Annotated in this window: 9 protein-coding genes and 1 pseudogene; 4 read left to right on the top strand and 6 right to left on the bottom strand. The window is 66.0% G+C overall.

The window, feature by feature from the left end:
- Positions 1-83: 83 nt before the first annotated feature.
- Complete coding sequence (gene deoR / locus HWX62_RS03830) at positions 84-854, top strand: DNA-binding transcriptional repressor DeoR (RefSeq protein ID WP_012337409.1); 771 nt, start codon at positions 84-86, stop codon at positions 852-854.
- A 46-nt stretch (positions 855-900) separates the two neighbouring features.
- Here the strand turns inward: deoR and HWX62_RS03825 are convergent, their stop codons facing one another.
- The 6 genes from HWX62_RS03825 to HWX62_RS03800 form a co-directional block, all read right to left on the bottom strand.
- Complete coding sequence (locus HWX62_RS03825; RefSeq protein WP_175929779.1) at positions 901-1,953, bottom strand: aldose 1-epimerase family protein; 1,053 nt, start codon at positions 1,951-1,953, stop codon at positions 901-903.
- Positions 1,954-1,955: 2 nt separating this feature from the next.
- Complete coding sequence (gene fucP, locus HWX62_RS03820; protein WP_175929780.1) at positions 1,956-3,329, bottom strand: L-fucose:H+ symporter permease; 1,374 nt, start codon at positions 3,327-3,329, stop codon at positions 1,956-1,958.
- 40 nt (positions 3,330-3,369) lie between these two features.
- Positions 3,370-4,296, bottom strand: a complete 927-nt coding sequence (gene rbsK, locus HWX62_RS03815; RefSeq protein ID WP_175929781.1) for a ribokinase — start codon at positions 4,294-4,296, stop codon at positions 3,370-3,372.
- A 357-nt stretch (positions 4,297-4,653) separates the two neighbouring features.
- The gene (locus HWX62_RS03810) at positions 4,654-6,060 is read right to left on the bottom strand and encodes an efflux transporter outer membrane subunit (protein WP_175929782.1); all 1,407 of its coding nucleotides are present in this window, start codon (positions 6,058-6,060) and stop codon (positions 4,654-4,656) included.
- Positions 6,057-9,254 carry an efflux RND transporter permease subunit gene (locus HWX62_RS03805; RefSeq protein WP_175929783.1) on the bottom strand — a complete coding sequence of 1,066 codons (3,198 nt, stop codon included), beginning with the start codon at positions 9,252-9,254 and terminating at the stop codon, positions 6,057-6,059. The genes HWX62_RS03810 and HWX62_RS03805 overlap by 4 nt, the downstream gene beginning before the upstream one ends.
- A gap of 12 nt (positions 9,255-9,266) precedes the next feature.
- Positions 9,267-10,505, bottom strand: coding sequence for an efflux RND transporter periplasmic adaptor subunit (locus HWX62_RS03800; RefSeq protein ID WP_175929784.1), 1,239 nt, complete (start codon positions 10,503-10,505; stop codon positions 9,267-9,269).
- A gap of 325 nt (positions 10,506-10,830) precedes the next feature.
- Here HWX62_RS03800 and HWX62_RS03795 point away from each other — a divergent pair, with 325 nt between their 5' ends.
- The 3 genes and pseudogenes from HWX62_RS03795 to HWX62_RS03785 form a co-directional block, all read left to right on the top strand.
- Positions 10,831-11,580: a response regulator gene (locus HWX62_RS03795; protein WP_175929785.1), complete on the top strand. Its 750-nt coding sequence runs from the start codon at positions 10,831-10,833 to the stop codon at positions 11,578-11,580.
- On the top strand, positions 11,564-12,841 hold the full coding sequence (locus tag HWX62_RS03790) for an ATP-binding protein (RefSeq protein WP_175929786.1): 1,278 nt from the start codon (positions 11,564-11,566) through the stop codon (positions 12,839-12,841). Before HWX62_RS03795 ends, HWX62_RS03790 begins: the two co-directional genes overlap by 17 nt.
- A pseudogene (locus HWX62_RS03785) lies at positions 12,840-13,094 on the top strand (FAD-dependent oxidoreductase); the annotation flags it as partial. The gene HWX62_RS03790 and the pseudogene HWX62_RS03785, both read left to right, overlap by 2 nt.
- Positions 13,095-13,115 lie beyond the last annotated feature (21 nt).

Raw genomic sequence — 13,115 nt, 5'->3', positions numbered from 1 at the left:
TTTGTTACAAATACGACATTCCGGCCAGGCCTGCGCGCCCGGCACGACGGGCGACTCACGCGGCGGGCACGCAGGATACAGGCATGGAAACAAAGAAGGGCGAACGGATCAAGACATTGATGAACGTGCTGCAAGGGCAGAACGCGATTCATCTGAGGGAAGTCGCCGAGCTGTTCGGCGTGTCCGAAATGACGATCCGCCGCGATCTCGCGGACAACCCGCACGGCCTCAGCCTGATCGGCGGCTACGTGACGCGCCATTTCGCCGCGCAGCGCAGCGACATCGGCGAATACCTGATCAGCGCCGAGAACAACCGGCAGACCGAGGAAAAGCGCCGTATCGGCAAGCTGGCCGCGCAGTTCGTGACGACCGGCGACACGATCTTCGTCGACTGCGGGTCGACCACGCCGTTCATCGTCGACTTCATTCCCGACGACCTCGAATTCACGGCGGTCTGCAATTCGCTGAACGTATTCGCGAAGCTGCAGCAGAAGCCGCATTGCAACGTGATCCTGTGCGGCGGCGCGTATCACCGCCAGAACATGGTGTTCGAATCGGTCGCCGAAACGGGCATCCTCGATTCGGTGCGCGTGTCGAAGGCGTTCATCTCGGCGGCCGGCGTGAGCGAGCGCTGCGGCGTCACGTGCTTCAACTTCCACGAAGTCGATGCGAAGAAGAAGGTGATGGCGCGCGCGCAGAACCGCTTCCTGCTGGTCGACCACACCAAATTCGACGAAGTGCGCGCGGCCTATTTCGCCGAACTGACCGATTTCAACTACGTGATCTCCGACGGGCAACTGAGCCGCCGCTACGAAACGGCGATCCGCGAGCACGGGATCGCGCTCGTGACCTGATGCGGCGCGGGCGTGCGGCGCGCTGTGCATCGCACTTGTCATCGCATCAGGCATCGCGGGTTTCCGCCGCGCCGAGGTAGCCGGTGACCACCTCGAAGCGGCGCGATGCGCCGGGCGCCAGCGCCGCGACGTGGCCCTTGCGGCGCTCGGCTTCGTAACCCTCCGGCTCGCAGGTCGACGGCAGCGCGAACGCGGCGACCTGCTGGTCCGCGTTGTGCAGGATCCAGCGCGTCGCATGCGGGAATTGCGCGGGGCGGTACGCGGTGTGGAACGCGCCGCCGTCCGGATGCGCGAGCCGGAAATGCGCGACGCCGTCGGCGTCCGTTGCAACATCGTTCATGAAGAACACGATCTCGGGGTCGTACAGCGCCGGCGCATCGAGCGTCGCGAGCCGCGCCGGTGCGTGCGCGAGCGCGGCCGTGTAGTCGCGCCACGCGGCGGTCGGCTTCACGTGCGCGGGCACGCTCTCGCGCAGCCGGATGCCGCCGGGCGGCAGCGACTGCACGAAGCGGCCGCCCGGCACGTACGCGTAGTTCAGGTGCGCCATGTACATCAGGTCCATCGGTGTGCCGCCGAGGTTCGTCACGTCCATCGCGATCGTCATCCGCGCATCGTGCTCCGCCAGCCGCACGGACGGACGCGCGACGTAGTGGCTGCCGAAGCCCTGCACGTACTCGTATTCGCCGGTCACTTCGACCGTCGCGCCGCGCGCATCGGTGCCGACGACGAGGCTCGCGCGGTCCATCGGCGCGCACGGCATCTCGCCGTGCAGCGCGTGCGTGTCGTCCGGCCCCGGGCAGCCGTTGCGCAGCAGCCCGCTGTGGAACATGAAGCAGCCGTAGGTATCGATGATCGACGCCGCGCGCTTCGGCTGCCGGAACATGTGCTTCATCGTCAGGTCGCGGCCGTCGAATTCGGCGGCCCAGATCATCTGGCCGAGATACGGCAGCACGACGAGATGGCCGCGGCGGTTCTCGAGCTTCAGCGCCTCGACGCCGGACGGATACGCGAACGCGGTGACGGTGAGGCCGTCGGTGCGGTACAGCGTGCGCGGCGTTTCGCGGAAGTCGTCGCGCCGCAGTTCGATCTCGCCGCGCATGGTCAGGCGCCCGACGTGTTGCGCGTCGCCGCGTAGCGCGCGGACGCATGGCCGTCGGCCGCCGCGTCGGGCGTCGCCGCCGGCAGATGACGCAGGCAGTAGAAGCCGTAGTAGACGATCACGACGAAGCACAGGAGCGGCACGACGAACGCGAGCTGCATGTTGCCGCCGGTGTGATCGGAGATCAGCCCCTGGATCAGCGGCACGACCGCGCCGCCGACGATGCTCATCACGAGGATCGAGCCGCCGTATTCGGTGTCCTTGCCGAGGCCGTCGATCGTCAGTCCGTAGATCGTCGGCCAGCACGGGCCGAGGAAGACGCTCACGCACACGGCGGCATACACGGCCGTGATGTTGTGCACGCTGATCGTGTACGCGAGCAGCACGATGCACAGGATGCCGTAGACGATCAGCACCTTGGCCGGGCCGACGCGCTTCATCACGAGCGTCGCGACCAGCTTGCCGACGAAGAACGCGAAGAAGGTCGCGAGCAGGTAGCGCGACGCGCCGCGCTCGGTAAGGCCGCCGATCTGCATCGCGAGCCGGATCGTGAAGCTCCACACGCCGACCTGCGCGCCGACGTACAGGAACTGCGCGACCACGCCCGCGACGAAGCGGCGGTTGCCGAACAGACGTGCGAGCGTGCCGCGTGCGTCGATGCGGTGCGTGACGGTACTCGCGCCGTTGCCCTTGCACGCGGGGTAGGGCGTCAGCGCGAACACGATGAACACGGCGACGAGCACGACGATCAGCCATTTGTACGGCTCGAGCGTGGCCTGGATCATCGCGAGCTGGTGCGTGTGCGCATCGGCGGCCGACATCGCCGCGAGCTGCGCATGCGACGCGTCGCCCTCCTTGAAGATCAGGAAGCTGCCCATGTAGACGCCGGCCATCGCGCCGAACGGATAGAACGTTTGCGAGATGTTCAGCCGCCGCGTGCTGGTGTCGCGCGGGCCCATCAGCGTCGAATACGAATTCGACGCCGTTTCGAGAAACGACAGGCCCGCGGCGATCACGAACAGCGCGACGAGGAACATTCCGTACTTCGCCATCGACGCGGCCGGGAAGAACAGCAGGCAGCCGGTCGTGTAGAGCAGCAGGCCGACGAGGATCGTCGTCTTGTAGCTGAACTTCTTCACGACGGTCGCGGCCGGAATCGCGAGGAAGAAGTAGCCGAGATAGAACGCGGACTGCACGAACGCCGATTCGAAATCGGACAGGAAGAACGATTTCTTGAACTGCGCGATCAGCACGTCGTTCAGGTTCGCGGCGGTGCCCCACAGCGCGAACAGGCAGCACAGCAGCGTGAACGCGAAGAGCGGCGTGCGGTTCAGGTAATAGCCGTCGGGCGTGTGTTCGATCCGGGTTCGGCTCATGGGTGTCTCCTTCCCAATGTCTCGTCGATGAAGGCGCCGGTCAGATGCCGGCGTCGCGGAGGAAGCGTTCGAACGTCGCGGCGTCGGCGTACGACTTCTGCGTGCCGAGGCCCGTGACCGAATGCGCGGCGTACGCGGATGCGTAGCGCATCGCATCGACGGCGTCGCGGGACGCCGCATAACAGCGCGCGAAGCAGCCGATGTACGCGTCGCCGGCGCCCGTCGTGTCGCGTGCGTCGACCGGCACGCCCGGCACGTGCCGCGCGTCGTCGCGCGACACCAGCAGCGAACCGTTGCTGCCGAGCGTGACCAGCACGTGCTTGAGGCCACGCGCGACCAGCGCTTCGGCGGCGCGGGTCGCGCTCTCGCGCGAATCGACCGGCATGCCCGACACGACCGCGAGCTCGGTTTCGTTCGGCACGAAGAATTCGACGGAGCGGATGCGTTCGAAATCGAGATCGGCGACCGCAGGCGCCGGGTTCAGCAACACCGGAATGCCGTGCCGCGCGCCGAATGCGATCGCGTGATAGACGGTGTCGAGCTCGATCTCGAGCTGCAGCACGATCAGCGCGCATTCGGCGAGCATCGGCGCGGCCGCGTCGATGTCGGCCGGCCGCAGGTGGCGATTCGCGCCCTTGACGATCAGGATGCTGTTGCTCGAATCGGGCTCGACGAAGATCGGCGCGACGCCGCTCGGCACGCCGGCAACCTTGCGCACGTGCGTGGTGTCGATGCCTTCGCGCTCGAAGTTGCGGATCGTGTTGTCGGCGAACACGTCGTCGCCGACCTTCGTGACCATCACGACGCGCGCGCCGAGGCGCGCGGCCGCGACGGCCTGGTTCGCGCCCTTGCCGCCGCAGCCGAGCGCGAAGTTCGGCGCCTCCAGCGTTTCGCCCCGGGCGGGCATGCGCGTGACGTAGGTCACGAGGTCGACCATGTTGCTGCCGATCACGGCGATTGTCTCCATCTGCGTGTCTTCCTTGGTATGGGATGCGCCGCGGCGCGCGCATGGTCGGCGGCCGCTCGCGACAGGTGATAATAAAATCACATTTAATGTGAAAATGCAATCCTGTGATGTTAGGAGGGTCACTTTGCGATCGCCGGCCGGGCGGACGAGACGACCTCATGCCGCTGTCGGCATACAAAAAGATTGCACGTGGGAGGACGGGGCGAGGATGTGCCAAGAAGTGAGCGTTCGTGAGAACCGCGCGCGATCCGTCGTGCGCATCGCTGTTTTTAGCGGCCCGTTCCTGCGGGGGAACGAGGCACGGATGGCAAGACGCCCGTGATGTGTGAAAGCACGTCGTTCACGGGCGTACAAAGGCTACCGCTGCACCACCGCGCTCGTTTCCCGCCAGCCGCCGCCCAGCACCTTGTACAGCGTGATGAGATTGGACTGCTTGGCGAGCATGTCCGTGACCAGTTGCTGTTGCGCGGCGTAGAGCGTGCGCTGCGCATCGAGCAGGGTCAGGAAGCTGTCGGTGCCGCTGCGGTAGCGTGCTTGCGCGAGGTCGTAGTACTGCTGCGCGGAGTGGACGTAGTCGCGATCCGCGGCTACCTGGGCGACGTACGTGGTGCGTCCTGCGAGTGCATTCGACACTTCCTTGAACGCCGTCTGGATGGCCTTTTCATAGTTGGCGACGTCGATGTCCTTCTCGACCTTCGCGACGTCCAGCGTGGCGCGGTTGTAGCCGAAATCGAAGAGGGGCACCGAGATGGTCGGCGCAAACGTCCACGCGCCCGTGCCCGCCTTGAACAGGTTCGAGAGGCTGCCGCTCGCGGTGCCCGCGGAAGCCGTCAGCTCGATCTTCGGAAAGAACGCGGCGCGGGCCGCACCGATGTTGGCGTTGGCGGCCTTCAGCGTGTGCTCGGCTTCGACGATGTCGGGCCGCCGCGCGAGCAGATCCGACGGCACGCCTTCGCCGATGTCCGCGAACGTGTTCTCGCTTTCCATCAGCGAAGGGCCCTGCGGCAGATCGTCGGGTAGCGGCGCACCGATTTCGGCCACCAGGTTGTTGCGGTCCTGCGCGACCGCACGCGTGTACGAGGCGAGACTCGAGCGCGCGCTCGCCAGCGAATTTTCGGCCTGGCGCACGTCCTGCAGCGACGCGCTGCCCATCTTCATCATGCTCACCGTGAGGTCGTAGGTGTGCTGGTCCGCATCCACGGTGTCCTGCGCGATCTGCAACGAAGTCTCGTCGGAGAGCAGTTGCAAATAGTCGGTGGCGACGGTCGCGATCAGGCTGATCTGCGTGCTGGTGCGCGCGGCGTCCGTGGCGAGGTACTGCTCCAGCGCCTGACGCTTGAGGCTGCGCAGGTGGCCGAAGAAGTCGATTTCCCACGATGTGAGGCCCACGCTCGCGCTGCTCGAACCGTATGCGCTCGTGGAACCGGCCGCGCGTTCGCGCGTGACCGAGCCGGATGCGTTGATGGCCGGTCCGACGTTGGCGCGCGCAATGCGGTACTGCGCTTCGTACTGCGCCACGTTGAGCGCGGCCACGCGCATGTCGCGGTTGTTCGCGAGCGCGAGTTCGATCAGCTTTTGCAGTCGCGGATCTTTGAAGAAGTCGCGCCAGCCGAGGTCTGCTCCCAGCGGCGCCGCAGCCGTGCGCTGCGCGGGCACGGTGGGCCAGGTGGTGTCGACCGGTGCGGCCGGCCTTTGGTACGTCGGGTCCAGCGTGCAGCCTGCCAGCATGCCCGCGCAAAGAAGGGCGATCAGTGTGCGTTTCATGCGTTGCCCTCGTTGATGTCGGCGGAGTCCGTGGTGTGACCGTGTTCCTTGAACAGTCTGCGCACCACGACGAAGAAGACCGGTACGAAGAAGATGGCGAGTACCGTGGCCGCGATCATGCCGCCCGTCACGCCGGTGCCGATGGCGTGGCGTGCGCCGGCGCCGGCACCCGTACTGATGACGAGCGGCAGCACGCCGAACACGAACGCGAGCGAAGTCATGAGAATGGGGCGCAGCCGCATGTGGGCGGCTTCGAGTACGGCGTCCACGAGGCTGTGCCCCTGCGCCTGCAGATCCTTCGCGAACTCGACGATCAAAATGGCGTTCTTCGTGGACAGGCCGATAGTGGCCAGCAGCCCCACCTTGAAGTAGATGTCGTTCGAAAGCCCGCGCCCGTGCGCGGCAAGTAACGCGCCCAGCACGCCGAGCGGCACGACGAGCAGCACCGCAAGCGGAATCGACCAGCTTTCGTAGAGACCCGCAAGGCACAGGAACACGACGACGAGCGAGATCGCATAGAGCATCATGGCTTGCGAGCCGGCCTGCTTCTCCTGATACGACTGGCCTGTCCATTCCACGGCGAAGCCGGGCGGCAGTTTGCGCGCAAGCTGCTCGACTGCCGTCATCGCCTCGCCGGTGCTCACGCCGGGCCGCGTGCCGGCCGAAATGCCCGTGGCGAGCTGCCGGTTGTAGCGCTCGATCTGCGGTGGGCCGAACGTCCAGTGGCTCTTCGCGAACGCCGAGAAGGGCACCATCGTGGAGTCGTAGCCTGTCGTGCTCGTGGCGGTGCTCGACGACGATGAAGACGACGAACTCGACGCACTGCTGCTTGCCTTCACATACCAGTCGCCAAGGTCGGCAGGCATCATGCGATACGGCGCGTCCGACTGCACGTAGACTTTCTGCACGCGCCCCGTGTCGATGTAGTTGTTCACGTAGGACGAACCGAACGCGGTCTGCAGCGTGGCGTTGACGTCGGAGATGGAAAGCCCCAGCGCGTTGGCTTTTTCGCGGTCGATGTCCACCTGCAACTGCGGCGTGTCTTCCAGCCCGGACGGGCGCACCATCGCGAGCGTCGGGTCCTTCGACGCCATGCCGAGAAACTGGTTGCGTACCGCAAGCAGCTTGTCGTGGCCCGCGCCGCCGCGATCTTCTATCTCGAAGTCGAGACCGCTTTGCGTACCCAGTTCCTGAATGGCCGGCGGACTCAGCACGAAGATGCGCGCGTCGCGATTGCCGGCGAAATGCCGGTTGGCGCGCGCGATGATGGCCGGCGCGCTGTCGCGCGAACCGCGCAGGCTCCAGTCCTTGAGCGTCACGAACGCGATGGCGTTGTTTTGCCCCTGGCCGTTGAAGCTGAAGCCGTTGATGGCGATGACCTGCTTGACGCCCGGCTCGTCTTTCAGCACGTACTGCTCCACGGCCTCCACCGTCTTCAGCGTACGCGAGGCCGGCGTGCCCGCGGGCGCGCTGATCGACACGATGAAGTAGCCCTGGTCTTCGTCAGGCAGGAACGAGGAGGGCAACGTGACGTAGAGCAACGCCACGACGCCGGCGATCGCGCCGTAGAGAAGCATGTAACGCGCAGGTCGCGCGACCACGCGTGCGAGCGAGGAACTGTAACCCGCATTGCTCTTGGCGAACCACCGGTTGAACCAGCCGAAGAAGCCGCGCTTTTCGTGGTGCTCCACGTCGGCGCGCCTGAGCAGCGTGGCGCACAGCGCCGGCGTGAGCGTGAGCGCGAGCATGACCGACAGCAGCATCGCCGAGACGATGGTGATGGAGAACTGCCGGTAGATCGCGCCCGTGGAGCCCGCGAAGAACGCCATCGGAATGAAGACGGCGGTGAGCACGGTGGTCACGCCGACCAGGGCGCCGGTAATCTGCCCCATCGCCTTGTGCGTGGCTTCCTTCGGGCCGAGCTTCTCCTCGCTCATGATGCGCTCGACGTTTTCCACCACCACGATGGCGTCGTCCACGAGCAGGCCGATGGCGAGCACCATCGCGAACATCGAGAGTACGTTGATCGAAAAACCGATCATCGACATCACGCCGAACGTGCCGAGTAGCGCAACGGGCACCACGATGGTCGGAATCAGCGTGGCGCGCACGTTCTGCAGGAACAGGTACATCACGAGGAAGACCAGTACGACCGCTTCGACCAGCGTCTTCACGACCTCTTCGATCGAGATGCGAACGAACGGCGTGGTGTCGTACGGGTAACTGATCGCGACGTCCTTCGGCAATTGCAGCTGGATCTCGGCGAGCTTCGCGCGCACGGCGTTGGCTGCGTCCAGCGCGTTGGCGCCGGTGGCGAGCTTGATGGCGAGCGCGGATGCCGGCTTGCCGTTCAGGCGCGACGCGGTGTCGTAGTTGTCGCCGCCCACCTCCACGCGCGCCACGTCCTTCAGCAGCACGCGCGAGCCGTCGCTGTTCACGCGCAGCAGGATGTCGGCGAACTGGTCGGCGCTCGTCAGCAGACTCGACGAGCGGATGGTCGCGTTGATCGCCTGCGAGTCCGTTGCCGGCGAGCCACCGACCTGCCCCACGGAAAGCTCGACGTTCTGGTTCGTGATGGCCGTGGTCACGTCGGAGGGCACGAGTCCGAAGCCGTGCAGCTTCACCGGGTCGAGCCAGATGCGCATGGCGTGCTGCGCGCCGAACAGCGTCACGTCGCCCACGCCGTTCAACTGGGCGAGCGGATCCTGGATCCGGGTCGCGATGATGTTGCCGAGATCCACCGAATTCCAGGTGCCGCCCGGCGACGAGAGCGTGACGATCATGAGGAAGTTCGTCGACGCCTTCGCTACCTGCACACCTTGCTCCTGCACCGTTTGGGGCAGGGTAGGCGTGGCCTGCGTCACCTTGTTCTGCACCTGTACCTGCGCGATGTCGGGATTCGTTCCGGGGTTGAACGTCAGCGTGATGGTGGCCTGCCCGGCGGAACTGCTCGTGGACGACATGTACAGCACGTTGTCGATGCCGCTCAGCTTCTGCTCGATCACCTGGGTCACGGTTGCGGCGACGGTGTCCGCGGAGGCGCCGGGGTAAGTGGCCGTCACCTGCACCGAAGGCGGCGCGATGGTGGGGTACTGCGCGACGGGAAGACTCGTGACCGCCGCCGCACCCACCAGCATGATGACGATGGCCATGACCCACGCGAGAATGGGACGCTTGATGAAGAACGCTGCCATGCCGTTCTCCGCCTAGCGTTGTGCCGACACGGCCGAGGCCGTGGCTGCCGCGCTCGCCTGCGTCTGCGGCATATCGGCCACCACCTTGACCGGCGCGCCCGCATGCACGCCCTGCAGGCCGCTCACGATCACGCGGTCGCCGGTGTGCAGGCCTGAGGTCACGATCCATTGGTCGCGGAATGCGTGGTCGGCCGTGACTTGCACCTGTTGCGCGTTGCCGGCCGCATCCACGACGTACACGCTCGCCTTGCCGTCCGACCCGCGCGTCACGGCCATCTGCGGCACGAGTATCGCGTTGTCGTTCTCGCCTTCTTCCAGGCGGGCGCGCACGAACATGCCGGGCAGCAATTCGCGTTCGGGGTTCGGGAACGTGCTGCGCAGCGTGACCGAACCCGTAGTGGCGTCCACCGTGACGCCGGAGAACTGCAGCGCGCCGGGATGGGCGTATTCGGTACCGTCTTCCATCAGGAGCGTGACGGCGGCGCTGTCGCTGCCCGTCTTCTTCAGGCGCCCGGAAGCGAAGGCCTTGCGAAGCCTCAGCCATTCCGTGCTGGGGCGCGTGACGTCGAGGTACATCTGGTCGAACGCCTGGATGGTCGCGAGCGCGGTGGTCTGGTTCGAGGTGACGAGCGCGCCTTCTGTCACGGTCGATGCGCCGATGCGTCCGGAGATGGGCGCACGCACGTGCGTGTATTCGAGGTTCACGCGCGCGGATTCGAGCGCTGCTTCGTCGGCCGTGACGCTTGCCGCGTCTTCGCGAACCGCAGCGACGGCATCGTCGTAGTCCTGCTTGCTCACGGCGTTGATCTTCACGAGTTCAGTGAAGCGATCCGCTTTCGTCTTCGCCGAGGCCAGCGTGGCACGGGCGTTTTCCAGCGTGCCGCGCGCCTGGTCGTAAGCGGCCCGGTAGGTGGCCGGATCGATCTGGTAGAGCACCTGGCCCGCCTTCACGTCGCTGCCTTCCACGAACAAGCGCTTGAGGATGATGCCGCTCACCTGCGGCCGCACGTCGGAGACTTTCCGCGAGGAAAGGCGGCCGGAGAGTTCGGTGGTCTCGACGATGTGCTGCGGCGCGAGCGAGAGCACGCCCACCTGTGCGGTCTGCGCGGCGAAGCCGCCGGGCGGTGCGCCGGTTTGCCGGTTGCAGCCGGCGGTTCCGACTATCGCAAGTATCGAGAGTGCGGCAAACAACTGGCGCGGCCTGCACGTCATGGGGTGGTGCGCGTGGTTCGGGAGCATTGGCGTCTTCAACTTTGACCTGTTTGGACATCGCGATGTCGCGCGATGCGAGAACGGGACGGCACCGGACGCTTCGGTGGAACCTCGGCGGTACCGGTGCTGGACAAGGCGTAACGCTACCGACGGCGCATTTTTTTGTGCTTACGGAAACTTACTGTCCAGTGACGCGCCCGGAGAGGGGAAAGAGAATCGGGATTTCGGGGTACGTAATACCCTCGCGGCCCGTCCCTTGTGGCGGTTCCGTTAGGGATCGCAAATCACAGTAATATTCCGAAAGCCAGTCAGATCGTATCCGGGCTACCATCATTCCGTCCTCACGCCGCCCCGAATACCCGAAATGCATCCACCTTCCATCCCCGACCCCGCGCCGCAAGTGCTGCTCGTCGACGACGATGCGGAACTGCGCGACCTGCTGCGCAGGTTCTTCCAGCAGCGCGGCATCGAGTTCTCCGTTCTGCACGACGCAACGAATCTCGCGCGGCGGTTGGAGCGCGAGCGGCCGGCCATCATCGTGCTGGACCTCATGATGCCGGGCGTGGATGGCCTCACCGCGCTCAAGCAGCTGCGCGCGAGCGGCGACACGATTCCCGTCATCATGTTGACCGCGCGTGCCGAAGGCGTAGACCGCGTGCTCGGGCTCGAACTCGGGGCGGACGACTACCTGAGCAAGCCGTTCATGCCACAGGAACTGCTCGCGCGCATCCATGCAGTGCTGCGTCGCCAAGGGCCACCGCGAACCGCGGCGGTGCGGGAGAAGCCCGCCCCGTGCCGGTTCGGCCGTTTCGAACTCGATTTCTCGACGCGCACGCTGCTGCGCGAAGGCGCACCCGTGAAGCTCACCGGCGGCGAGTACGCGCTGCTCGAAGTGCTGGCCTCGCACCCCATGGAAACGCTTTCGCGTACGCGGCTCATCGAGCTGCTCCACGGTCCGGATGCCGAAGTGACCGAGCGCGGCATCGACGTTCCGGTATGGCGCCTGCGCCGCCTGATCGAGGACGATCCGTCCAATCCCCGACGGCTGCAAACCGTGCGCGGGATCGGCTACATGTTCATTCCCGACAACCCGGCCGATGAAGAATCCACTTGATACGATGTTCGGCCGGCTCGTCATCACCACGGTGGGCCTGCTCGTGCTGGTTCATCTCACGTCGCTGCTGTTGATCGAGCGAACGCGCGCGAGCCTCGCCGCCTTCCATATTTCCCGCGTCGTGGAGGCTGCCGCCAGCATGGGCGGGCAGGGCAGCGACGGCGAGCGGTCCGCTGCGGACATCCTGGGTGCTTCGTTCGTGGACCTGAACCAACTGCCGGCCGCCGACGCGCAGCGCTTTCGCGACGACACGAACGGGCCCATCGAACGGCAATTGCGCCACGTGCTGCCGCCGGGCACCCACGTGGCAATGGACGAAGACGGCACGCTGCACGTGTCCCGCGCAGGCAGCACGCGTGGCATCGTGTTGCCTCGAGCCGAGGTGCCGCCGAGCCGTTTCACCGGGGTGCTGGCGTTGACGCTGGCGTTCGCTGTCGGGGTTGCCGTCGTGCTGGCCTGGCAACTGAATCGCCCCATTCGCGATCTTGCCGCAGCCGCGCGCGAACATCGCATCGGTCACCCTCTGAGCATCGTGCGCAAGCGCGGGCCGCGCGAATTGCGCGAACTGATCGGCGACTTCAACGACATGACGGGCGAGCTGGCCGCGGCCGAGCGCGAGCGCGCCGTGATGCTGGCGAGTATCGCGCACGACTTGCGCACACCGATCACACGCATGCAGGTACGGGCAGACCTGCTGACCGACCGTGGCGATCGCGAGGGTTTTCTGCGCGATACCGAGTCGATGTCGCGTGTCATCACGCAGTTTCTCGACTTTGCGCGCGAGATCCCCGAAGGGGCGCCGCGGATCGGCGTGGACACGTATTGCCGTCGCGATTACGCGGGCGCGCCGAGTCCGAGCGGCGAAGCGCATCGGGATGCGCTCGTCACGCTCGAACTTCACGCGGGGCCCGACTTCATGCTGCCCACGGTCGATATCGACCGCACGCTTTCGAACCTCGTCGAAAATGCGCTCACCTACGGCGAGCCGCCCGTGGAGATCGCCACGCGAGCGCATGGCGAGCACTACGAACTGGTGGTGCGAGACCACGGGCCTGGCATATCCGAGGCCGATCTCGACCGCGTGCTGCGTCCGTTTGTCCGGCTCGATCCCGCGCGCGGCGGCACCTCGCACAGCGGCTTGGGCCTGGCCATCGTCCAACGCCTCGTTCGCCATCACGGCGGCACGCTGAAAATTTCCAACGCGGCCGACGGCGGGCTGGTCGTAGCGATGAGGTTTCCGAAGCACGGCGCCGCGCAATGAGGCGGCGGCACGGATTCACGTCCTCATCAACGAACGGGCGTTCGCCAAGCCGATGTTCGACTTCGGTTACTGCATCACCGGAGCCAGGCCGCAGCTCAACAACTCGAAGTACAGCCTGCTGCCCGCGATGAAGCTGCTGCACTGGACGCAAACCAGCGCGCCGGCGGAGGTGAAACGGTACTTCGACTACAACCCGATGTTCGCGCTGCTCAGGGCGTACGTCACGACCCGCATCGGCCTCGCGCTGAAGTAGTCGGCCGACCCCGGAATGAAA

Source organism: Burkholderia sp. BCC0506, from assembly GCF_902833145.1.
In the GTDB taxonomy this organism is placed as follows: Bacteria; Pseudomonadota; Gammaproteobacteria; order Burkholderiales; family Burkholderiaceae; genus Burkholderia.
Note: the sequence above shows the minus strand (reverse complement) of the source record. Positions and strands in the feature narration are given on the sequence as shown.